Source organism: Acinetobacter sp. YK3 (genome assembly GCF_001729365.1).
Taxonomy (GTDB): domain Bacteria; phylum Pseudomonadota; class Gammaproteobacteria; order Pseudomonadales; family Moraxellaceae; genus Acinetobacter; species Acinetobacter vivianii.
In genome coordinates, this window is record NZ_LZPJ01000129.1 from 52,096 (window position 1) to 75,359 (window position 23,264).

The 23,264-nt window shown below is 40.7% G+C and carries 22 protein-coding genes; 11 read left to right on the top strand and 11 right to left on the bottom strand.

What is annotated here, in order from left to right; all coding sequences use genetic code 11:
• The first annotated feature begins 14 nt into the window (after positions 1 to 14).
• The 4 genes from A9Z07_RS15690 to A9Z07_RS15705 all read left to right on the top strand — a co-directional run bounded on the left by A9Z07_RS15690 (position 15) and on the right by A9Z07_RS15705 (position 5,675).
• A complete protein-coding gene (locus A9Z07_RS15690; RefSeq protein WP_069579787.1) occupies positions 15 to 1,250 on the top strand; it encodes a lipoprotein-releasing ABC transporter permease subunit in 1,236 nt (411 codons plus the stop codon).
• Entirely contained in the window at positions 1,243 to 1,932 is a 690-nt protein-coding gene (gene lolD, locus A9Z07_RS15695) for a lipoprotein-releasing ABC transporter ATP-binding protein LolD (RefSeq protein WP_005256738.1), read from the top strand. The genes A9Z07_RS15690 and lolD overlap by 8 nt, the downstream gene beginning before the upstream one ends.
• A complete protein-coding gene (locus A9Z07_RS15700) occupies positions 1,925 to 3,160 on the top strand; it encodes a lipoprotein-releasing ABC transporter permease subunit (protein ID WP_069579788.1) in 1,236 nt (411 codons plus the stop codon). The genes lolD and A9Z07_RS15700 overlap by 8 nt, the downstream gene beginning before the upstream one ends.
• An 88-nt stretch (positions 3,161 to 3,248) precedes the next feature.
• Positions 3,249 to 5,675, top strand: coding sequence for a DNA internalization-related competence protein ComEC/Rec2 (locus tag A9Z07_RS15705; RefSeq protein WP_069579789.1), 2,427 nt, complete (start codon positions 3,249 to 3,251; stop codon positions 5,673 to 5,675).
• Between the two features lie 13 nt (positions 5,676 to 5,688).
• Here A9Z07_RS15705 and A9Z07_RS15710 read toward each other — a convergent pair whose 3' ends face one another.
• Positions 5,689 to 6,630 carry a lysophospholipid acyltransferase family protein gene (locus tag A9Z07_RS15710; RefSeq protein ID WP_069579790.1) on the bottom strand — a complete coding sequence of 314 codons (942 nt, stop codon included), beginning with the start codon at positions 6,628 to 6,630 and terminating at the stop codon, positions 5,689 to 5,691.
• 137 nt (positions 6,631 to 6,767) lie between these two features.
• Here A9Z07_RS15710 and sppA point away from each other — a divergent pair, with 137 nt between their 5' ends.
• Both sppA and A9Z07_RS15720 read left to right on the top strand, forming a co-directional pair.
• On the top strand, positions 6,768 to 7,790 hold the full coding sequence (gene sppA / locus A9Z07_RS15715) for a signal peptide peptidase SppA (protein WP_047432340.1): 1,023 nt from the start codon (positions 6,768 to 6,770) through the stop codon (positions 7,788 to 7,790).
• Positions 7,791 to 7,958: 168 nt separating this feature from the next.
• Positions 7,959 to 8,750 carry an alpha/beta fold hydrolase gene (locus A9Z07_RS15720; protein WP_069579791.1) on the top strand — a complete coding sequence of 264 codons (792 nt, stop codon included), beginning with the start codon at positions 7,959 to 7,961 and terminating at the stop codon, positions 8,748 to 8,750.
• 36 nt (positions 8,751 to 8,786) lie between these two features.
• Here the strand turns inward: A9Z07_RS15720 and purN are convergent, their stop codons facing one another.
• Together purN and purM are read right to left on the bottom strand one after the other, a co-directional pair.
• The gene (gene purN, locus A9Z07_RS15725; protein WP_171068015.1) at positions 8,787 to 9,428 is read right to left on the bottom strand and encodes a phosphoribosylglycinamide formyltransferase; all 642 of its coding nucleotides are present in this window, start codon (positions 9,426 to 9,428) and stop codon (positions 8,787 to 8,789) included.
• The gene (gene purM, locus A9Z07_RS15730) at positions 9,425 to 10,495 is read right to left on the bottom strand and encodes a phosphoribosylformylglycinamidine cyclo-ligase (protein WP_004771425.1); all 1,071 of its coding nucleotides are present in this window, start codon (positions 10,493 to 10,495) and stop codon (positions 9,425 to 9,427) included. The genes purN and purM overlap by 4 nt, the downstream gene beginning before the upstream one ends.
• Before the next feature lie 133 nt (positions 10,496 to 10,628).
• Here purM and cxpE point away from each other — a divergent pair, with 133 nt between their 5' ends.
• The 4 genes from cxpE to A9Z07_RS15750 all read left to right on the top strand — a co-directional run bounded on the left by cxpE (position 10,629) and on the right by A9Z07_RS15750 (position 16,973).
• The gene (gene cxpE, locus A9Z07_RS15735) at positions 10,629 to 11,822 is read left to right on the top strand and encodes a chloramphenicol efflux transporter CxpE (RefSeq protein WP_004771427.1); all 1,194 of its coding nucleotides are present in this window, start codon (positions 10,629 to 10,631) and stop codon (positions 11,820 to 11,822) included.
• 20 nt (positions 11,823 to 11,842) lie between these two features.
• Positions 11,843 to 12,541, top strand: a complete 699-nt coding sequence (locus A9Z07_RS15740; protein WP_004771428.1) for a DnaA regulatory inactivator Hda — start codon at positions 11,843 to 11,845, stop codon at positions 12,539 to 12,541.
• A 116-nt stretch (positions 12,542 to 12,657) separates the two neighbouring features.
• Positions 12,658 to 14,526, top strand: a complete 1,869-nt coding sequence (gene rbtA / locus A9Z07_RS15745; protein ID WP_069579792.1) for a rhombotarget A — start codon at positions 12,658 to 12,660, stop codon at positions 14,524 to 14,526.
• Positions 14,527 to 14,540: 14 nt separating this feature from the next.
• Positions 14,541 to 16,973, top strand: a complete 2,433-nt coding sequence (locus tag A9Z07_RS15750; protein WP_069579793.1) for a CSLREA domain-containing protein — start codon at positions 14,541 to 14,543, stop codon at positions 16,971 to 16,973.
• 59 nt (positions 16,974 to 17,032) lie between these two features.
• Here the strand turns inward: A9Z07_RS15750 and A9Z07_RS15755 are convergent, their stop codons facing one another.
• From A9Z07_RS15755 to A9Z07_RS15775, 5 genes are all read right to left on the bottom strand, one after another.
• Positions 17,033 to 17,422 carry a DUF3106 domain-containing protein gene (locus tag A9Z07_RS15755; protein ID WP_069579794.1) on the bottom strand — a complete coding sequence of 130 codons (390 nt, stop codon included), beginning with the start codon at positions 17,420 to 17,422 and terminating at the stop codon, positions 17,033 to 17,035.
• Positions 17,412 to 17,735: a hypothetical protein gene (locus A9Z07_RS15760; protein WP_005229427.1), complete on the bottom strand. Its 324-nt coding sequence runs from the start codon at positions 17,733 to 17,735 to the stop codon at positions 17,412 to 17,414. Before A9Z07_RS15760 ends, A9Z07_RS15755 begins: the two co-directional genes overlap by 11 nt.
• On the bottom strand, positions 17,722 to 18,339 hold the full coding sequence (locus tag A9Z07_RS15765) for an RNA polymerase sigma factor (protein WP_004771436.1): 618 nt from the start codon (positions 18,337 to 18,339) through the stop codon (positions 17,722 to 17,724). Before A9Z07_RS15765 ends, A9Z07_RS15760 begins: the two co-directional genes overlap by 14 nt.
• Before the next feature lie 160 nt (positions 18,340 to 18,499).
• Entirely contained in the window at positions 18,500 to 19,276 is a 777-nt protein-coding gene (locus A9Z07_RS15770) for a TrmH family RNA methyltransferase (protein ID WP_004771437.1), read from the bottom strand.
• Positions 19,277 to 19,335: 59 nt separating this feature from the next.
• Positions 19,336 to 20,307 carry a class 1 fructose-bisphosphatase gene (locus A9Z07_RS15775; protein ID WP_069579795.1) on the bottom strand — a complete coding sequence of 324 codons (972 nt, stop codon included), beginning with the start codon at positions 20,305 to 20,307 and terminating at the stop codon, positions 19,336 to 19,338.
• 177 nt (positions 20,308 to 20,484) lie between these two features.
• Here A9Z07_RS15775 and A9Z07_RS15780 point away from each other — a divergent pair, with 177 nt between their 5' ends.
• A complete protein-coding gene (locus tag A9Z07_RS15780) occupies positions 20,485 to 20,670 on the top strand; it encodes an NF038105 family protein (protein WP_004771441.1) in 186 nt (61 codons plus the stop codon).
• A 56-nt stretch (positions 20,671 to 20,726) separates the two neighbouring features.
• Here A9Z07_RS15780 and pal read toward each other — a convergent pair whose 3' ends face one another.
• From pal to tolA, 3 genes are all read right to left on the bottom strand, one after another.
• Positions 20,727 to 21,293: a peptidoglycan-associated lipoprotein Pal gene (pal, locus tag A9Z07_RS15785; RefSeq protein WP_004771442.1), complete on the bottom strand. Its 567-nt coding sequence runs from the start codon at positions 21,291 to 21,293 to the stop codon at positions 20,727 to 20,729.
• A gap of 22 nt (positions 21,294 to 21,315) precedes the next feature.
• Complete coding sequence (gene tolB / locus A9Z07_RS15790; protein ID WP_069579796.1) at positions 21,316 to 22,599, bottom strand: Tol-Pal system beta propeller repeat protein TolB; 1,284 nt, start codon at positions 22,597 to 22,599, stop codon at positions 21,316 to 21,318.
• Positions 22,600 to 22,697: 98 nt separating this feature from the next.
• The coding region (tolA, locus tag A9Z07_RS15795) for a cell envelope integrity protein TolA (RefSeq protein WP_069579797.1) at positions 22,698 to 23,264 on the bottom strand (567 nt) is incomplete at its 5' end.

The window sequence follows — 23,264 nt, forward strand, 5'->3', positions numbered from 1 at the left end:
TCGGACTAGATGGTATGTTTAAGCCAATTTCGCTGTATATAGGGTTGAGATACACTCGTGCTCAGCGGAGTAATCATTTTATTTCTTTTGTCGCTTTAGTTTCCATGATCGGCTTGACGCTTGGTGTTGCCGTCCTCATTACAGTGTTATCTGTCATGAATGGTTTCGATCGTGAATTAAAAAATCGTGTCCTTGGAATGGTTCCACAAGCCACTGTTTCTTCTACTCAAATTCTAACAGATTGGCCTGAGCTTGTAAAAAAAGTTGAGGATCACCCGCATGTCACTGGTGCTGCACCTTTTACTCAATTGCAAGGGATGTTGACGGGGCAAGGTCAAGTCGCAGGCATTATGGTGACGGGGATTGAACCAAAATATGAAAAGAAGGTTTCGATTATCCAGAACCACATGGTTGCAGGTGATTTAAATGCATTAAAAAAAGGCGAGTTTGGGATTGTCCTCGGTAAGGACATGACTGATGCATTGGGGCTGAGCCTAAATGATAATGTGACCTTGGTGCTGCCCGAAGCGACACCATCACCCGCAGGTGTGGTACCACGTTTTAAACGCTTTAAAATCGTCGGAATTTTTAGTGTCGGTGCGGAAGTGGATTCAACGGTGGGTTATATTGCCTTGAATGATGCTTCGACCTTGTTGCGTTTACCGGATGGTGCACAAGGTGTACGTCTTAAAGTAGATGATATTTTTACTGCGCCGAGTATCGTTGATCAGATTGTTAAACAATTGCCTGATAATTTTTATGCGACAAGCTGGAAGGAAACGCACGGAAGTTTATTTGGTGCGGTGAGAATGGAAAAGAATCTGGTCGGTTTACTGCTGTTTCTGATTATTGTGGTGGCTGCGTTTAATATCGTTTCGTCATTGGTGATGGTAGTAACTGATAAAAAGGCTGATATTGCGATTCTGCGTACTTTAGGCGCCTCTCCAAAATTTATTACCTCTGTTTTTATTGTGCAAGGCACCATTATTGGGGTCGTAGGTACAGTGGCAGGGGTTATTTTAGGCAGTGCTTTTGCATTAACCATCAGTGATTTGGTGGGCTGGTTAAATCATACCTTTGGGCTGAATTTATTTAGTGGCTATGTGATTGGCTATTTACCTTCTTATTTACGCTGGCAAGATGTACTGATTGTTGTGACAGCATCTTTATCTATCAGTTTTTTAGCAACAATTTACCCTGCTATCCGTGCAGCGAAAACGCAACCAGCCGAGGCATTACGTTATGAGTAAGATCGTTCTAGAATCAAAAAATATCTTTAAGCATTTCGATGATGGCAAAAGTAAAGTTGAAGTAATTAAAGGCTTATCGTTGCAAGTCAATGCGGGCGAGTTCGTTTCTATTGTCGGTTCAAGTGGTTCAGGTAAAAGTACCTTGTTGCATGTGTTAGGTGGTTTGGAGCAACCTTCGCAAGGAGAAGTCTTCTTACAAGGTCAGCGCTTTGATAATTTAGGTGAGGCAGAGCGTGGTTATAAGCGTAATCAATATCTAGGTTTCGTTTATCAGTTCCATCATTTATTGCCAGAATTTACTGCCTTGGAAAATGTTGCGATGCCGTTAATGTTGCGTAAAGAAAGCAACTTTAAGGACGTGAAAAAGCAGGCAGAATATCTGCTGGACCGTGTGGGTCTATCTCATCGTATGGATCATAAACCGGGTGAGTTATCTGGTGGTGAACGCCAACGTGTGGCTTTGGCGCGTGCTTTGGTGACCAAACCTGCGGTGGTGTTGGCAGATGAACCAACCGGAAACCTTGACCGTAAAACAGCACTTAGTATTTTTGAATTGCTCACGGATCTGAAAAAAGAGCTCAACATGGCGATGCTGATCGTGACTCATGATGAGCAATTGGCACAGTCAGCGGATTCAATTTTACATATGCAAGATGGTATATGGGTGGGTGAGCATGTTTAAACCCATTTCATTTTATATTGGACTGAAATATACACAGGCTAGAAAAAAAAGCCGTCTAGTGTCATTCATTTCCTTGATGACAATGATTGGTTTAACTTTGGGTGTTGCTGTGCTGATTACGGTATTGTCCGTAATCAATGGTTTTGATCGAGAATTGAAAAACCGTATTTTGGGAATCGTGCCCCAAGCGACCATTGCATCCACTCAAATTATGACCAACTGGGAAGACTTGGCTAAAGATATTGCTAAACAGCCCCATGTTGTTGCTGTTGCGCCGTATACCCAGTTACAGGGGATGTTAACTGCGCATGGCGAAGTGACAGGGATCATGATCTCAGGAATTGAGCCCGAGTACGAAAAACAGGTCTCGATTGTTCATAATTATATGAAGGCAGGCAGTCTGGATGCGCTGAAGAAAGGAAAATATGGAATTGTCTTAGGGCAAGATTTAGCAGACAGTTTAGGATTGAAGCTCAATGATCCTGTAACCCTTGTTTTGCCTGAAGCGACCAACTCCTCAGCAGGTGTTGTGCCTCGATTTAAACGTTTCGAAGTGGTGGGGATCTTTAAAATCGGAACTCAGGTTGATTCGATGGTGGGTTATGTTGCATTAAATGATGCATCAACGCTATTGCGCTTACCTGATGGTGCTCAAGGCATTCGCTTAAAGCTGGATGATATTTTTGCTGCGCCAGAGATTTCTGAGAGCATTATCAAAAAATTACCGAGTAATTTTTACGCTTCGAATTGGACCTATACGCAAGGTAATTTATTTAGCGCCATTCAAATGGCAAAAAATATGGTGGGGTTACTACTTCTACTGATTATTATCGTTGCAACCTTTAATATCATTTCATCCCTCATGATGTTGGTGACTGATAAAAAATCAGATATCGCAATCTTACGTACTTTAGGTGCGTCGCCCTTATTGATTACTCAAATCTTTATGGTGCAGGGTACAATTATTGGGGTGATTGGAACTGGGTTAGGGACCATTTTAGGCATTATTTTATCGTTAAGCATTGGTAATATCGTATCGTGGGTGAATACGACCTTTGGCTTAAATTTATTAGATGCATATTTTGTACATTATCTGCCTTCATATTTACGCTGGCAAGATGTACTACTTGTTGTAAGCGTCTCATTACTCTTAAGTTTACTTGCAACTATTTATCCTGCTTTACGTGCAGCAAAAGTTCAGCCTGCTGAAGCGTTACGTTATGAATAATCTATAAATATTGAAGTAGACCTCTTGTTAAAGCCCTGAAAACGGGCTTTAATTTTGTCTTTAGAAAAACTAAATCTAATTTTAAGAAATGTTGAAGATTATTTTATTCGGCTGGATTGCCGGTATTGCTTTGATGGGGCAGCATTTCACTTTTATCAGTCAAATCTGGTGGATATGGCTGGCTTTGGCGAGTGTGATATGGGGAGTAGGGTTATCTAATAAGCAGCGCTTTTTTCATCAGCCTGTGTATAAAGCACTGCTTTTAATGAGCTGCACGTGGGCATTGTTCTGTACAGGTTTTCATTATGCTGACTTGGCCTTGCAACAACGTTTAACTTTACGTGAGACTCAAGCTCAGCCATTTGAAGCCATTGTCTATATTAAAAAAATAGATGAATTAACAGACGATGGGCAAAAGCAGATTGCAGAAGTACTTAATCGTCATCCCCAACCTGTTGATTGGTTACTCTATCTGAATAAAGCCAAACCGCAGGCCAGTCAGCAACCCACCTTAGAGCTTGGTCGTTATTATCGTATGGAGGGAAATATTCGGCCTGCGCATAGTTATGCGGTTGCTGGAGCATTTGATCAGGAAAAATGGTTTTTACAGCAGAATATTTTGTCTGCATTTTCGGTCAGGCGGATTCAGCCTTTAAGTGACGATGATATTTATCGTCTGGGGTATCAGCAGCATCTCAAGCAACAAAAAAACCTGAAAGCCATGTTGCTGTTAAAGGTTGAAAGCATGCGGCTGGCTTTCCGTCACATGTTGCAAACGACTTCATTCCAGCATCAAGGTTTACTGTTAGCCTTGCTGACGGGCGATGAAAGCTTATTGTCGGATGCGCTGAAACAGCAATTTCAGTTGCTGGGGATTTCACATCTATTGGCAATTTCAGGGCCGCATGTGCTGATTTTTGCCTTAATGCTGACTTGGTTACTCAAGCAAGTTATTCAGCGTTATTGTCCAAAGTTATATTTATGGAAACCAAAACAGATTTTGTTGCTTTTTCCTTTTGCCGCCAGTGTTGTACTGTATGTGGCATTTGTCGGTTTTGAGATTCCAGCCCTTAGAACTTTATTAACGGTGATGATTGCCAGTCTTTTTCTGATCTTTCGACTGCCGATACAGCCCTTAGCATTATTGGTTTACAGTGCCAGCTTATTACTGCTGTATGATCCTTTTAGTATTTTATCGGCCGCATTCTGGTTGTCTTATGGGGCATGTTTTATTCTGTTGAGAATCTATCAAACCATAGAACAAATTCCACAAGATCAACTGAAAACCACCCTGCAAAAAGGGATTCTGGCGATTAAGATCTTGGTCGATTCTCAATGGAAAATCTTTATTGCCTTGCTGCCATTGGTCGTGATTTTCTTCCAGCAAATTTCATGGATCGCGCCGTTGAGTAACTTGGTGGCGATTCCACTGCTTAGTGGAGTCGTTGTTCCTTTAGACATTATCGCGGCTTGTCTGTGGCTAGTCGTTCCTGCATTAGGTTTATTCTTGTTTCGGCTCAACGATCAAATACTGACATTGCTGATGTGGGTATTAGAAGGACTACAACAGCTATCTCCAGCGCTATATGGCGTCAGTTATACGCCTGCCATGATGATGAGCTTCATTCTGGGATTGGTCATTGTGTTTATGCCGAGAGGAAGTATTCCCAAGCTTTGGGCTGGGATTTGTTTTTTGCCCATCGTATTCGGTGTAAAAACTCAATCGATCTCTTTGAATATTCTGGACGTGGGGCAAGGCCAAGCCATATTTTTGCAACATCCTCAGCAAAGCATCATGATTGATACAGGTGGCTCTTATGACGAGACTCAATTTAGTTTAGGTGATCGAGTGATTATCCCGTATCTAAGGCAGCAGGGCATCCGAACACTCGATCACGTTATTTTGTCTCATCTCGATCAAGATCATAGCGGTGCATTTGCTTCGATTCAAAATGCTTTTGCCATAGGCCGAGTACAATCCAATGAACGCGGAGAAACTCTCCCATTCCAAGATAATTTCTCACTTTGTCATCAAGGACAGCGTTGGGATTACCTAAATATTCGGGTCGAGATTTTATCACCGCGAACCGAGGATTTGGTTTTGGCTAAACAGCAAAAAAATGAACAGTCCTGTGTGGTGTATATACAATTCCTGAATGCTCAGCCTTATCAAAACTTTTTGATCATGGGAGATGCTGGTTGGGAAACAGAATTTAAACTGCTACAGCAGTATCCTGATTTAAAAGTAGATGTTTTAGTTTTGGGACATCATGGCAGTAAACATAGTTCTGCTTATGACTTTTTGAACGTTTTAAAACCCAAGCTGGCGATTGCTTCTACGGGGCTAAATAATCGTTATGGTCATCCGAGTCGGGAAGTACAGAGCCGCCTACAGACTTTGGATATCCCTTTACTGAATACCGCTGAGACAGGGACCTTAAGTTTCTTATTTGAAAATGGAGCGGTGGAACTCAAGCTCCAGCGACAGCAAAGAAAATGGTTACAAAGAGAATAGCCTAAGTAATCGTTTATTCAGCCTGCTGACGGACTTTGGCCACTTGAGTCAGTGCTTCAGTTTCATCAATATCATAAATTTTCTTGAGCGCAGGATTGGCGCGAAAGCGTTTATAGCTCCAGTGATAATGTTCTGGATAACGTTGAATCAATTGCTCTAAGCTTTGATGAATGATTCGCGTACCATTTTCGGCAGGACCTTCATAAATCTGAGGATTGATCGGCTCAATATACATATCGAAGCCATCTTGATTATTACGCATGGTATAAATAAGTAGGGCCTTGGCTTTGGTTTTCTGAATCAGCTTGGCGCTTAAACTGCTGGAAGCTAAGGGAATACCAAAATAATCCACCATGTCACCGCCATGATCAGGCGTGTGATCAGGCAAAATGGCTGTCGTGCCGCCTTGTTTTAAGGCTTTAAAAATTTGTCGAACGCCACTTTCATCGGTTGGGACAAGATGTGCCTGTTCACGGCTACGCGCATCGCGGACAAACTGATCAGCGTCAGGATTTTTAACTGGCTTATATAAAATGGTCATTTGGGTATATTGCGATAACCATGAGTTCATCACTTCCCATGTTCCAAAATGGGGAACGACCAGCACAACGCCTTTTTTTTCTGCCAGCGCTTCATGTAGATAATGTTCACCATAAATTTTTTGAATACGCTGAATGTTCTTTTGATTGGATGCACCCCAGATACTCAAAAACTCAAAATAAGAGGTGAGCTCATTCCGAATCGCCTGTTTGGTTAACTGTTGTTTTTGCTGCTGATCCATATCTGGAAATGCAATCTGGATATTTAGACTGATAATTTTTGAAAGCTTAGACAACTGAAAGGTATTGACCAGTCCAGCAACCATGCGTGCCAAGAAGCGCCCTAATTGAATCGGCTGGCGACTTAGGAGCTTGATGAGACGGTAATTTGAGCTAATCGTTCTGGAATGGGTCATGGATTTGGTATGAGAAAAATTACAAAGGAAAGTATAATGCAAAAAATAATTATAAGTTAAAACAAGTTATTTAAACAGTTTTGTTGAAATCAGCGTATATAATAAAGTCACTTTAAAACATATTGGATTGGAATCTTATGTCCGATTGGCCACCAAAACCAAAAAACGAATCAACAAATAGTGAGAATGTTACGGGCAAAGAATGGCAAATTTTAGAAAAAGCTGTTCTTGCGTCTGTAGAAGAACAACGTCGTAGTCGCCGTTGGAGTATCTTTTTTAAATGTTTAGGCTTCGCTTATTTATTAATTGTCTTGATTGCAATGACAAAAGGCTGCTCAACTTCAACTGAGAAATCGACCACAAGTATTAGCAGTGACCATCTGGCTGTGATTGATATTGTTGGTACAATCGATTCTTCTGCGGGTCAATCGACCGTAAACAGTGAAGATACCAACAAAGCTTTAAAACGAGCGTTTGATGCAAGTGGCAGTAAAGCAATTGTTTTAAATATTAACTCTCCGGGTGGTTCGCCAGTACAGTCTGATGAAATCTGGCAAGAAATTCGCTATCAGAAAAAACAGCATCCAGATAAGAAAGTCTATGCTGTAATTGGCGATATGGGTGCTTCAGGTGCGTATTACATTGCGTCTGCTGCCGATGAAATCATTGTGAATCCATCAAGTTTAGTGGGTTCAATTGGTGTGATTATGCCAAACTATGGTTTAAGCGGCCTGGCACAAAAGCTGGGTATTGAAGATCGTACTTTAACTGCGGGTAGCAATAAAGATATCTTGAGTATGACCAAGCCACTAGATCCTGCACAAAAGCAACATGTGCAATCTGTATTGGATAATGTACATACTCACTTTATTAATGCGGTAAAAGAAGGTCGCGGCAAGCGTTTGAAGTCTAATGATCCAGCAGTTTTCTCTGGTTTATTCTGGACAGGTGAACAGGCCATTGCTTTAGGTATTGCAGATCGTAGTGGTAGCATTACCACACTGATGCGTGATCTTAAAGTTGATCAAAAAGTGGATTATACCGTTCAGCGTAATCCTTTAGAGTCAATCTTGGGCCGTATGGGTGCAAAGATTGGTGAAGGGATCAGCAGTTCGCTTGCGTCACAGCTTGAGACTCAGCAGAACGCTAAAATCCAATAGCATATCAGGCTTATGCTTCGGTCAGAGCTCTGCTTTGACATTCTTTAGGCTGTGGTTTCCACAGCCTTTTTTATTGTAAAAGTAACTGGGCAGTTCTTGTTTTGATTTGCAATACATGTGTAGAGCAGGATAATTGAGGTATCAGTGAAAACAAATAAAGATCTATTTATGAAACCTTTGATTCATTTTGCCCATGCCAATGGTGTCCCTTCTAAAGTTTATCAAAAGCTATTTGATCAGCTGAAAGATCAATATGACATCATTTATGTAGCTGAAATTGGCAATGACAAACGTTATCCGATTACGCATGGCTGGACACATCTAGTCGATCAGGTGATTGATAATATTGTTCAGCAAGCACAGGGACGTCAGGTAATTGGTTTAGGACATTCATTGGGTTCTGTGTTGACTTTAATGGCAGCCTATCGCCGTCCAGAGTTATTTTCCCAAGTCATTATGCTTGATCCGCCATTAATCATTGGTAAAGCGTCTTTTGTTTTCCATTTAGCCAAACTGTTCAAGCCTAAACTGGTGGATAAAATTACACCTGCAGGTTTATCTGCACGCCGTCGTGATCATTGGGAATCACGCGAGCAAGCGGCTGAGTTGCTCGGTTCGCGGGGTTTTTACCAACATTTCGATGCAGATTGTTTTCAAGCCTACATTGATCATGCATTAACAGCTGATCTACAGCGGGGCGGCGTGACTTTAACCATTCCCAAAAAAGATGAAGTGAAGTTATTTAGAACAACGCCATCGATGTGGTGGTTACCGATGCCAAAGCCACCTGTTCCTGTGCATTTGGTTGTGGGGCAAGACAGTGTGTTCTTGAAAGAGAAATTTCCGCAAGTCGCGCAAAAGAAGTTAGGGATTCCTTTTTCTATTGTAGAGGGTGGGCATATGTTCCCATTAGAACATCCACTGGAAACAGTCGATAAAATTAAAAGTTTGGTGATTTAAAGCAATAAAAACGCATCCGAGGATGCGTTTTGTTTTTTAGAGTTGAGCAAACTGAATCGGCCGTTGTAAAGGCTGCTGGTTGAAATAGGCTTGACCATTTTTCCAGCTCAGTTGACCTGTACAAAACCATTGTGCAACTTGAGGGTAAATAAAATGCTCAAGTTTATGCACACGTTGCGCCAGACTTTCTACCGTATCGTGCAAACCGACTTGAATGACAGATTGCGCAATACTTTGTCCAGCATCCAGTTCAGCCGTAACAAAGTGAACGGTACAACCATGCAAACGGTCTCCTGTATTTAATACCCGTTGATGGGTATTAACGCCTTTATAAAAAGGCAGGAGAGAAGGATGGATATTTAACATTTTGCCTTGCCATTGCAGCACAAAGTCTGGTGTTAAAATCCGCATAAAACCAGCAAGAATAACCAGATCCACCTGCCACGCTAATAGCTGCTGGTGCATCGCTTCATCGAAGCTTTCGCGATTTGGGTAATCTTTATGTGAAATAACAGCGGTCGCAATATCGGCGTCTTTCGCACGTTGTAATGCATAAGCATCAGCTTTGTTTGAGAGTACACCAATGATTTGCCCTGATAGCTGTTTACCATTATGGGCATCTATCAGGGCTTGTAAGTTGCTACCGTTGCCTGAGACAAGGACAGCAATTCTCATTATGCAAAGATCACGCGAATTTTTTCGTCTGCGCCTTCAACTGATTCAGCATTTTCCTGAATGTGACCAATTTTCCAGGCTTTTTCACCTTGAGCATTTAATACGTCAATTGCTTTGTCAGCTTCGCTGGCATCAACTGCAATCACCATACCCACGCCGCAGTTAAATGTACGATACATTTCAAAGCGTTCTACGTTACCTTCACGTTGTAACAATTGGAATAACTCAGACCATTCCCAGCTTGATTCATCAATCACCGCTTGAGCGCCATTTGGAAGAACGCGTGGTAAGTTACCTGGTAAACCGCCACCCGTGATGTGAGCCATAGCATGCACATCAACTTGTTTGCAAAGCTCAAGTACAGGTTTAACATAAATACGTGTCGGTTCCATCGCAACATCTGCAAGTGGGCGACCATCAACGATTTGAGTTAAGTCTACATTTTTAACATCTAAGATTTTGCGTAGTAATGAGTAACCATTTGAGTGCGCACCACTTGATGCCACACCGATGAGTACATCACCAGACTTCACTTTTGTTCCATCAATAATTTTACTGTGTTCAACTACACCTACAGCAAAACCAGCGAGATCATAGTCTTCGCCTTCGTACATGCCCGGCATTTCAGCAGTTTCACCACCGACCAATGCACAACCAGCAAGTTCACAACCTGTACCAATACCTGTGACTACATTTGCTGCAACATCAACATTTAAATGACCTGTTGCATAGTAGTCGAGGAAGAAGAGGGGTTCAGCGCCACAAACGAGCAAATCGTTTACACACATTGCCACAAGGTCTTGACCAATTGTGTCATGACGGTTGAGGTTAAGTGCCAGACGTAATTTTGTACCTACGCCGTCTGTTCCTGAAACCAATACAGGTTCTTCATAACCTTTTGGAATTTTGCATAGTGCACCAAAGCCACCAAGACCGCCCATTACTTCAGGACGAGTGGTGCGTTTAGCGACAGATTTGATACGATCGACTAATGCGTCGCCCGCTTCAATGTCGACGCCCGCATCTTTATAGCTTAAACCAGTGTTTGAGGTAGAAGTTGAGTTGCTCATAGTGAAGTCTCCGCAGTGGCGGCAGATTATAACCTGAATATACGAAACTCTTATGTTATTTATGCTCGAAAATGCTATCTTTAATTAAATTTTTTTCCATTTATAACGAATATACAAAAAAAGGCTAGATTTTATGCAAGATCAGGTACTACGTCGTATCTTTATCCTCGCTGGGCTCGCATTATTGCTTTGGGTGCTCTATCTGCTAAAGCCCATTGTCATTCCGTTCGTAGGTGCTTTTTTCATTGCCTACCTGTTTAGTCCACTCGTGGATGTTCTTGTCAAAATTAAATTACCGCGTTGGTTAGCCATCAGTATCGTGTTTATTGGTATTGGGGTGACTTTGACCATAGTGTTGTGGTTCCTGGTACCGTTGATCTGGAAACAGCTCATGTATGCACGGGATAGTATCCCTGCGGGTATTCATTGGGTGAATGCCACTTTCTTGCCGTGGGTATCGCATACATTTAATGTTGTACCAATGGAAATAGATACTGAACAGATTTCTAAGGCATTAATGGATTATATTCAAACCAACTATAGTGCCGATAGTATTCAGGCAATGGCATTAAGAGTTGCGCAATCTGGTCTGAACTTTATTCAGATTGGTGGTGTTGTCGTGTTGATTCCAATCATTTCTTTCTATTTCTTGTTAGATTGGGAAAGAATGTTGCAGAGTTTAAGACGTTTAATCCCACGTCCTTATGAAGCATCAACGTTAAACATCGTGCGTGAATGCCACAGTGTATTGGGCGCTTTTGTGAAAGGCCAATTCCTTGTGATGCTTTTATTAGGGATTGTCTATGCAGTTGGGTTGCAACTGATTGGTCTGGAAATTGGTTTGATCATTGGTATGATTGCTGGTCTAGCCAGTATTATTCCTTATTTAGGTTTTGGTGTCGGCATTATTGCAGCTGTAATTGCAACGCTTTTCCAATTCGGACTGGACTGGACTCAGTTACTTCTGGTTGGTGTGGTCTTCATGATCGGACAAATGGTAGAGGGATATATTCTGCAACCATTCTTGTTGGGTGATAAAATTGGTTTATCACCAGTGGCGGTTGTTTTTGCGGTATTGGCAGGTGCACAACTCGGCGGATTCCTTGGAATGTTGATTGCTTTGCCAGTTGCTGCCGTGATTGTGGTGTTGCTTAAACATGCACGTGATAATTATGAACGAAGCCGCTTCTATGGCTCCACCACCGAAGTTATCGTGGTACAAGGTGAAACTCAGCATATAAATGTTGAATCAGATCAAGTAGAGCTTGATATTCAAATTAAAAACTCTCAAGATACAGAGACTTCAAACCCAAATGATTTAAAGTAATTGAGGAACATATTAAATATATGCGTCAACTACAACTGGATATAGAACCACAACTCGATGCCCGAATCAGTGATTTTTCGGGGCCGGGTTGGGGACCTGTGGTTGATGCAGTCAGACAATTACATGCGGGTTTGGTTAGTCGTTTTTATGTCTATGGTGGGGCGGGAACAGGTAAGAGTCATTTACTCTCTGCAATTTGTGATTCTTATCTGGAGTTAGGCCGCCCTGCGATTAAAGTTTCATTACTCGAATTATTAGATGCGCCTATTGAAGCAATTACTTCTTTAGAATTTTATGACTTAGTTGCTTTAGACGATATTGATGCAATTAGTGGCGTACCACATTGGCAAAAAGCCGTTTTTCATCTGATGAATAACCATGAAGGCCAACTGGTCTTTTCATCTCGGGTTGCACCGATTGAATTAAAACTGGAACTTCCTGACCTTCAGTCAAGGTTGACGCAAGCTGTTAGTGTTAAAGTCCCGAACGGTAGTTCTTATATAGATCGTCAAGCTTTACTTCAATCGGTCATGACTCGTCGCGGAATTCATTTTGACCAGCAAATTGTCGATTATTTATTAAGTAATGGCCCACATCAGGCCTCAATATTATTACAAACATTAGCCCAACTTGAAAAAATGCTAAAAGGCGAAAAAACCAAGCTTTCTAATACTACACTTAAGCAAATTTACGCTTTGATTGATGAATATCGCCAATAGTATAAAATTTCTTGAGTAATTTTGAGAGCTATGACAAAGTACGCACAAAGGAATGTGGTTGCAAACACCTAGTTTGTAAAACTAAAAAAAATGAAAAAATATGAAAGGAGATCGGTATGCTCAAACGGACGCTTGCCTGCGCATTATTGGTAATGACGGGGCACGCTTATTCTGCGGATATCCAAGTCACGACGTTGCTTGATGAAAAGAATTATACCGGTTGCTCGTTAAGAAATGCTGTAGAGTTTTTAAATAAAAGAAGTCAAAAAGAATATGAAAATGGCTATCAGGGCTGTGGTGATAAAACCTCTAGTAATACGATCATCCTGCAAAGAGATAAAGAATACACATTAAATTCAGCAATTCATATTAAAGCGGGCATGGCTATCATGACTGCGGCAAGTGGCAGTTTTAACGATAATCAAAAAGGCATGCATAACGCGACCATTAAAATGGCGGGGAATGATCGTTTATTTGTCATTAACGATGAAAGTGTTGAAGAAACCTTACTTCCGGTTATTTTGGTTGAATTAAATTTAAAAGGTTCTGCTTATAAGGTAACCGATGGTGGTTTGATCTTTAATAGAGAGGCGCTCAGTATCCAGTACTCCCGTTTAACGGGAGGAAATGCAGTCCGAGGTGGTGCAATCTATAATGCGGGTACAGTGACGAATGAGCAAACAACTGCAAGTTTATTGAATATCAGTAATAGCCTGCTACAAGCAAATAAAGCAGATCAAGGCGCAGTTATTTATAGTGAAATGCCTTTATATTTAATTACTCAATCTGTGATTCGTGATAATGAAGGGACTCAAGGCGAAAGTGGTGCTTTGCTCTACTCGCAAACAGGATTTACGGATGAAACTACAGCGAAGGCACTAGCTTCTCGTGTCTCAGGTCTACGCAATAGTACAATTTTTCATAACAAGGGTGGTTATGTCGCGAATATCCGTGAAGGAATGCTACTGAATAATGTAACGATTATTAAAAATGCCGCGGGATTATTTTTACAAGCACCGAAGCGAGATGCTTCTACTACCGAAGATGGTAAAACGACTACAACTAAAGAACCAAGTGCTTATATTTCTAATAGTATTATTGTTGCAAATGAAGCAAATAACTGTGCCAGTTCGGCCGATGATGAAGCAGTTATACAAAGTAATTTGACGACGTCTGAATGTAATCGTAATGCACCAGCTGGCAGCCCAAACTTCTTCATTGGGAATAATAAGCTCATTGCGGGTGGAACCAATGATGAGGGTGACTGCGCAGCACCACCAGCGGATGGACTTTTATGTCCGTATTACACACCTAAGGATCAAATGTTAGGTTACTTTAAGCCACGTTTATTGATGTCCTATACTCAGCTTTCAGACTCTTTGATTGTGGATAAGGGAAGAATTTATAGTGATGGAACAACAGCTGGCTTTGCAAAAAGTTGTGAAGGTTCAGATCAGCGTGGTAAAAGCCGTAGTGGATATGATGAATTATGTGATCTAGGGGCGATTGAATTAGTTATAAATCGAGCTGAAATTCCTATTGCCGGTGAAGATATTTTATATGGACAAATTGCCAAGTTTAGTATTGCCGATAGTTTATTGGATGGTGAACTGCTTGATCCTGCATCATGTGAAAAAATTCTTGGTAAACGTGCAGATGATCAGCCTTGGCAGCCAGGTTGTTTGGTTATTGAGCAACGTCAAACACCATCAAAAGGTAAGTTGACAATTGATCAGTTAGGAAATATTACGTATGTACCAAATGGAAATTGGCATGGGGCAGATCAATTTAATCTACGCATAATGACGACAACAACTCGTTTGGGGGATAAAGCAAATTATTACCTCGCAATCCCAACCACAATTTTTCAAGCTCCACCTAATAATTTTCAAAGCAAAACTGTAAATGTTAGTGGTGGCAGTTTTGGGATAGGTGCAATCTTTGCATTACTCGGATTAATTGGATTACGTCGCTTTAAATCATAATCAGGGATGATGAGATGAAAAATTATAAAAAAACTTTGCTGGCAACTTTAACGATTGCAACGCTGCCGCTTTTTGCAGCGACAAGTGCTACGCCAATCCTAGTCACAACTTTTGTAGATGAAGATGGTGAAAATAACTATGCTTGTTCATTGAGGGAAGCACTGAAAACGGCGGCTGATAGAAAGCCTTATGGGGGATGTCAGATCACCGATACTTCGTCAACTACCACTAAATTGATTCAATTAGAAGCAGGTACTTATATACTGGACCGAGAATTAGCTCCAATAGTTGATATTGTAATTACGGGTAAACTCCCAATTGAATTTGAAAAAAAGAGTGTTATTACCAATGATTATCCTGCACAAACAGCGCTAAAGACAACAATTGATGCAAGAGGCAAAAGCCGTATTTTTAACACCACAAGTAATAATAGTACCTTAAATTTAACCAATATTATTCTGGCGAATGGTAAAACTGCAGACCGAGGTGGTGCGATTTATGCTGGTGGCAATGTAAACTTACAGAATACGCAAGTTTTAAATACGCAGGCAGAGGAAAGTGGGGGAGCAATTTTTTTAGCTGGTCCATCTGCGTCCTTAAATATTGAGAGTAGTTTGCTGAAAAATAATAAGGCACCTTTAGGTAGTCTACTCGCCATGAGTTGTAAAAATGATAACTTATATTCCAGACGAAATATTAAGATTATTGGCAGTAGCTTGATTGCAAATGGTTCGACAAATTCCAGTAGTATGCTGGAGTTTTGTGGTGAGCCTACAATTGCCTTAGATACAAATACCATTGCACAAAATACTGCAAATTTATCAAATGGTAACTTGATTAAATTTACAGGTGATACGCTAGCGGGTAATGAACCTACCAATAAAACTAGTATTTTAAGTAACTTAAGTAGCCTTAATTTACTCAGTAATACTATTGTGGAAAATAGTGCCTATTCGACTTTCTTGTACGATAAGCTGGGAAATAAAAATCTCAGCTTTAATGTACTTGCCTATAATAATGGAGGTAATTCTTGCCGTTATTTATTGGGAAGCGCTGCTGAGCAGAAAGATGTAAAGATTGATTTAAGTTATAATGCTTTCTCGTTAACAGGCGAGAGTAAATGTGATCTGCCAACAGAAGATTTACCAGAAAAACATACCAATATTGATATAAGTAATACGAATATTCGGACAATTTTAACAACATTAGTACCTGAATCAGAATTTACAGCTTATTTACCATTATATTACCCAGTGAATAATAATACTAAAACTGATTTGGTAGATACTGGTGCTGCCAGTACATGTAGTGAAGTAGACCAAAGAAATATGTCACGTATGACTAATAAGGAATTACATTATAATCCAGACTCACGTAATTCCTGTGATATTGGCTCTGTTGAGCTTATGAAACTAACAGCAGGTGATATTCTTAGTTTAACAAACTCCTCTTTATCTGGGGTAATAAAAGCTTATCAGCAGGAAGTTGATTATTATGATTATGCAGTTAAAAATCCTGATGATCCTAAAAAAAAGACGGCTTATAAAGAAATATTAGAGTTTTATCGAAACTTATTAGATAAAACCCAAAATAATCTACATTATCGTGCTATTTATGTGGACTTAAAGAGTAATCAATTGCCTATTCCTCAAGAGCTTAAGCAAGCTGATGGAAGTTATAAATTAGAATTTTTTAATAAAGAAAATTATATCGTCTCAACTGAGCCTTTAGGTAAAGGCATGATTAGTAATGGCGATGAAATTATTGATGAAAGTGACGCTAAAAATCTGGTTTGTGAGTGGAATCAGGATTTAGAACAAATTATTTTTTATCGTAAAGATGATGCTATTACACAAGCAGGCGATAAAATTTTCTGTAAATATACAGTTCAGTATCGAGCAGATACTTCAATTACCTCCTCTGGATTGATTGGTGCCTCATTTTATAATATTGCTCCTGAAGCAAAGGATACCTCTGTTACATTAAAATATCAGAAGAAGGAAAAGGTTGCTATCAACCTGCTGAATTTCGCCAATGACTATGGTGATATGGGAGAGGGCGGAAAAGGGCCTGAGAGTAATCCGAATAAGCCTCAGTTCTGGAGAAATTCTGAAGGAGTTGAGTTGCCAATCCGATTATCTAATGTACCCTCTGAAAATATTAGCGTGACTGCTGACCGTAAAGGTCCATGTCCAAAACCAGATCAGCAGATAACCTGTTATGGTGGCAATATTTATGTTCAGGAAATAAATATCTTTAACCCATTTAATTATTCATTTAATTACCAAGTTTATGATGCAGAAGGTTTGATTTCAAATACAGCAACCGTGAAAATTATTAGTACAGCGAACACCAGTGATAAAGGCAAAAGCGGTGGTGGTGGTATGAATTTCTTATCTATATTTGGCTTGTTTGGTCTATTGGCTTATCGCCGTATGAAAAAATAAAACATGAAATAGAAAAGAGCGCCATATTTGGCGCTCTTTTTTTTTATGAAATTAAAAAATCAATGTTCAGCGTATTTACTTAAATATTCTTCTCGGATGTTTAACCGCTCTTCTGTACTCGCATTTTGCATACGTTTACGCAAGGTGGTACGTTCCTGAGTACTCATTTTTTGCCATACATCACGCATTTTTTGTTTTTCATCTTCTGGCAGTTGAGTAAACCATTCCATTCTTTGCTGAAGTTGTGAGCTCTGTGTGGTCGGAATTTCCTTTAACGACTGATAGCGTTTAATTAAAACGCGTTGTTCCTCTGGGGATAAATCATCCCATGCTTCTTCAGTTGTTGGCTTATTCTGTTTTGAAAAAATCCAGAAACGTTCTGAACCTGCAAAACTGGTTTGCAATAAGCCAAGCGTACACACAACAAGTGCTAACTTTTTAGCTGCCATGTGGAACTTTATCCTCACCTAGAACCAATAACATTTCCATATCTTCCACCATCTGAGGAGATAGTTTCGGATTAACCACAACCTGATTTTGCGGTTTATCGATTAACTGTAAAGAGCTTGGCAATACAGCAATACCCATAATGGCAGCTGCAAAAGCAAAACCTGTCATTTTCCAGATACTGTAATAAGAAGTAGGTTTCTTTTGTACCGTATCTAAAACATGATTCATCACCCGCATTTTATTGTGGTGCTGCTCTCTTGCAAGTTGATCAAGTTTGGAAGTCACTTGTTTAGCGAACTCATCTTTTTTCATCTGATGATCCTCCCGTATGTGGATTTAAGTGCTCTAAAGCAATTCTGAGTCCCTGAATTGCACGGTGATAATGTGTTTTTACACTACCTTCACTACAATCCATAATTTGCGCTGTCGTCATCGTATCAAAGCCTTCCCAAGCTCTTAACATGAACGCTTGTTGCTGACGAACTGGTAATTGATTAATTGCAGCCTGAATTTCCTCCATCGTCACTTCCTGATCAAGGAACTCAAATGGGTTTGGGGTTGATTCATCGACTACATCAATAATTTCTTCGTCATCATCTAAACTGATTTTCTTAAATAATGAGAATGGACTTGCTCGACGGGCTTCCTTTCTTCTCCAGTCCTGAAGTTTATTATTCAATATGGTATAGAACAGGGGATACCATTCATCGGTACTCTTATCTGCATAGGATTTATGCAATGAAATAAAGGCTTCCTGAACCAGATCCATTGCAATGCCTTGTTGTCCCTGTGTCGCACTCTCCATCATCACAAGCGCACGACCAGTCACGTCTTGCATAAAGAAACGCAGACGTTGTTCAACCGTACTACGATCAGTACCGTTTTCCGTTCGAGCCTGTTTAGGTGCTAAATCCATAGAGATGGAAAATCCTGTCATGGATACCCACCATTATTATTTCAATTCATTAATCATATAACGTTGAAAATGGTGGGCGCGTTGACAACTTAAGCAATTATTTTTAGTAGTGTAATAGATTTTCCCAGTAAAAAACGCGTATTTAAAATAAAATAACGTTTTACTGACGTTGGCGCACCATTTCAAAGAAGCAGACTGAACCTGCAATTGCAACGTTCAAAGATTCTTGGCCACCCGGCTGAGGAATCGTCACTGCTTGAGCGTGTTCTAGGGCATAGTCACTGGCACCTTGACCTTCATTACCCAAAATCCATACACATGCTTGAGTCAAATCTTGTGTGTATAAGCTAGTTGAACGGTGTGAACTGGTCACAAAGACAGGAATGTCAAACTTTGGAAGTAAATCACTGAGTTGAAAATTTTCAAAACAAGTTAGGCTGAAGTGTGCACCCATACCCGCACGCAATACACGCGGTGACCACAATGATGCTGAACCTTGTGTACAAATCACTTGTTTAATATTTGCAGCAGCCGCAGAACGTAGCAGTGTGCCGACATTTCCTGGATCCTGAACATTTTCCAGAATGAGTGTATCTGCTTTAAAATCAATTGTGACTGAACTTTTAGGAAGATCAACAATCGCTAAGCAAGGCAGTGTAGTGCCTAAAGTACTTAAATCTTTGTAAAGTACTTCACTAATAACAAAAATATGGCCTTGATGTAATTCGATGACTTGTTGTAATTCGGGGTGGTTAAGTGCTTGTTCGGTCGTAAATAGAGAAAAGATTTTTTTCTGCTGTTGTAACCAAGCCAGACAAAGATGTGTACCTTCCAGAACTGTTTGCTGATGTTTTTTTCGGGCGCTGTTCAGCTCGATCAGCCCACGCAAATGTTTGATCTTTGCATTGTCTTTTGATTCTAGAAAAATAACTGCCATAAGATAAACATCCAAAAGGGCATTATAAATGGATGATAATGCCCTGATTATAAAATTAATTAGTGATAGCTGGTTACGCGTTCAACTTCATTCTTAGAACCAATAATGACTGGAACACGTTGGTGTAATTCTGTTGGTTGAATATCCAGAATACGAACACGACCTGTTGTAGAAGCACCACCTGCCTGTTCAATCAGCATGCTCATTGGGTTTGCTTCATACATCAAACGTAAACGACCTGCTTTTTTAGGATCTTTCAAGTCATAAGGATAAAGGAAGATACCGCCACGGCATAAGATACGGTGAATGTCACCGACCATGCATGCAACCCAGCGCATATTGAAGTCTTTTTCACGCACTGATGTTTTACCAGCAAGTAGCTCATCAATATAGCGTTTCACTGGATTTTCCCAATGACGTTGGTTAGATGAGTTGATTGCAAATTCTTGTGTATCTGCTGAAACTTGAACTTTTTCAGACGTTAATAAGAAGCTTTGTGTGGTTGGATCAAAAGTAAAGAATACAACGCCTGCGCCAACAGTCAGTGCGAGCATGGTTGATGGGCCATAAAGTACATAACCCGCAGCAACTTGCTCAGTCCCTGCTTGCATGAAATCAGCAGCTTGTGTGATTGCATTTTTTGCAGGAAGGATAGAGAAAATCGTACCCACACACATATTGATGTCGATATTGCTTGAACCATCTAATGGATCGAATAAAACTAAATATTTGCCATTTTCTTGAGCAGGAGTGAAGTCATCTAATTCTTCTGAAGCCAAGCCACCCACTTGTGGATGAGCTTTTAATGCATCAATCAGGTAATCATTCGAAATGACATCTAGTTTTTTCTGCGTTTCACCCTGAACATTTTCATTGCCCGCGCTGCCTAAAACACCCGCTAAAGCACCTTTTTGTAATGCTTGATCAATCGTCTGGCAGGTTGCTGCAATTGTTTCGATGACTTGTGCCAACTCTGGAGTCAAATTCCCATTTTGTTGTTCTAGGTATTGGGTCAAAGTAAGGTTTGACATATTGAATAGCTCCGATTTAGCCGTGTCAAAAATTGATAAAAATGAATGTGGCTATTCTAGATGAGAACGCCCAAAAATAAAAATTATCTTACTTTATTTATGTTGCTTTTATGATTACAAGTACGCCATTACATGCTATGTTGGACGGATACTAGACAGGATGTTTGGAGATTAAAGATGTCAACCAAGAATTTTGACGCAACGCCTACGCCAAGCGAACCTATTAGTTTAGAAACGATTTCTAAAGAGAAGGTGCAAGAGGCTTGGAAAGAGTATGAGGCGAAGCCAGAATACAAAGAGTTCAACAAGCACGATATGATTGAATCGATGCAAACCAAGACCGATGCTCAATCTACGTCTTGATCGCAAATAAAAATGCTCACCTAAAGTGAGCATTTTTATTTAAAGCATTCACACGATTATTTTAATAATGGTGGAACAGCTTCGTAGTTAATTTCTACACGGCGGTTTTCTTTCCATGCAGCTTCGTTGTGACCTGCATTGACAGGAGATTCTTTGCCGTAGCTTACTGCTTCAAGTTGTTGCGGATTGACACCATTAGTAATCAGGAAGCTTTCAACTGCTTTGGCACGACGCTCGCCAAGTGCCATGTTGTATTCACGTGTACCACGTTCATCTGTGTGGCCTGTAAGGGCAACACGAGAGTTCGCATTGGCAACAAGGAACTGAGCATGTGCTTGCAATGTTTGATAATCTTCGTTTGATAAGTCACTGCTGTCATAGTTGAAGTGAACAACACGTTTCGCTAAAAATGCTTTATTTGCAGCAGTTACACCTTTTGAAGATGCACCCGCAAGGTTTTGTGCATTTAAAGCTGCATCTTCACTTAAACCATCAGTGCTTACAGTTGATGAACCGTTTGGTGTATTGCCTGCAGTAATTTCAGCAGCAGGTTTACGGCTTGCACAACCCGTGAACACAAGTGTTGCAGCAATGAGTGGAAGCGTTAAATATTTAATGTTCATATGATTCTCCAATCAATTAAATTTATTTTGGTGCCCAAGCTGGTTCACGAACTTCACCTTGTTCGCTTGGTAAATTCATGCGGAAACGACCGTCAGTAGACATGACTGATAAAAGACCACGATTTCCTTCACGCGTTGCGTAAACGACCATTTGGCCATTTGGCGAGAAACTTGGTGATTCATCTAAACTGGTTGGTGTGAGAATATTGGTAATACCTGTGTTGATATCCTGAATGGCAACTTTGTAGTTACTGCCGCTTGGACGATGGACAAGGGCAATCTTTTTACCATCTGCGCTTAATGTACCGCGTGCATTGAATGCACCTTTGAAGGTTAGACGTTTGACTGAACTGTCATCAAAGCTATAGCGATAAATTTGTGGCGAACCACCACGATCCGATGTAAAGATGAATGACTTGCCATCTGGCGAGTAGCGCGCTTCAGTATCAATCGCAGAGTCATTGGTCATGCGTTGTACTTGGCGAGTACTTAAATCCATTTGATACACTTCAGGATTGCCGTGCATAGAAGCGGTAAATAACATTGATTTACCATCTGGCGAGAAACTTGGTGCGCCATTTAAGCCACGGAAACTGGCTAAAACTTCGCGTTGTCCTGTTGCTAAATCTTGTAGGTAAATTGCTGGTCGTTTGGTTTCGAAAGAAACATAGGCAATTTTCTTGGCATCAGGTGTCCAAGCCGGAGAGAGGATCGGATCACGTGATGACAGCACTGTTTTAGGCTGTTCGCCATCAGTATCTGCAATTTGTAAGGTATAACGTTGGGCTGGTGTCGCCTGATTACGTAATACATAGGCAATACGACCGCTAAAGTCACCTGCAATACCCGTTAAGGCTTGATAAATCGTATCACTGATCAGATGTCCTGCTTGACGTACGCGCGAGCGAGGCACAGTGAGTACTTCATTGAGTAAATATTGTTGTTTTTGTACATCGTACAACTGGTAGTGAATTTCAAATGTATTGGCATCAACAGCCTTCATTTGACCCACAACAACATAAGGTACACCTGCATTTTGCCAATCACCTGCCTGTACCTGATTTAGGCTGGCAGTTGCAGGTAAATTTTGAGATGCACTGGTAAAACGGCCTGAGCGATTCAAGTCGCTTTCCACAATTGGATAGATCGCATTGTCATTTGCAAATGGGATAATCGCAATTTTTGGTGCTTGTTCAGGTGCTTTTGCAATTTCAAGATGTAATTGAGCGAAAGTTGCTGTTGGAACAACTGTGCTAATTGCAGCAAAAACTGCTAAAGAGAGGAGGTGTTTACGAGTCTTGTCCATAGTTACAATTACTTGCGTCGTATTTTTGTGGCTGTTGATTATTTAACATAGTTACATGCTTTGTGCTATTAAAAGCATGTAACGTTAACTATTCATTACTATTTTGCAGTAAAACTTGAAGTAAAGCTTCTTGCTTCACGGCGTGCTACTGGATCATCTGGCATTGGATAAGGTGCGGCAGCACGAACCGCAGCTTCTACACTTGCTTTCACGTCAGGATCACTTGCAGAAACAACAACAGATAAAACAGCTCCGCTATCACTCAAGGTGACACGCGCACTGGCACGCTGACCTGATGAACCCGATGGCATGTTCCATGCACGATAGATTTTTTGTTCAAAATCTCGTTTAGCTGTTGATGCAATTCGTTTTGCATCCGCTTTCTTCTGGGCAGCATCCTGTTCAGCTTTTTTTGCAGCAGCAGCTTTTGCATCCGCTTCTGCTTCCGCTTTACGTTTCGCATCTGCCTCAGCTTTGGCTTTTGCATCCGCATCGGCTTTGCGTTTAGCATCCGCGTCGGCTTTCGCTTTGGCATCTGCGTCAGCTTTACGTTTTGCATCCGCATCGGCTTTACGTTTAGCGTCTGCGTCAGCTTTGCGTTTCGCATCTGTGTCGGCTTTCGCTTTGGCATCTGCGTCAGCTTTACGTTTGGCATCTGCATCAGC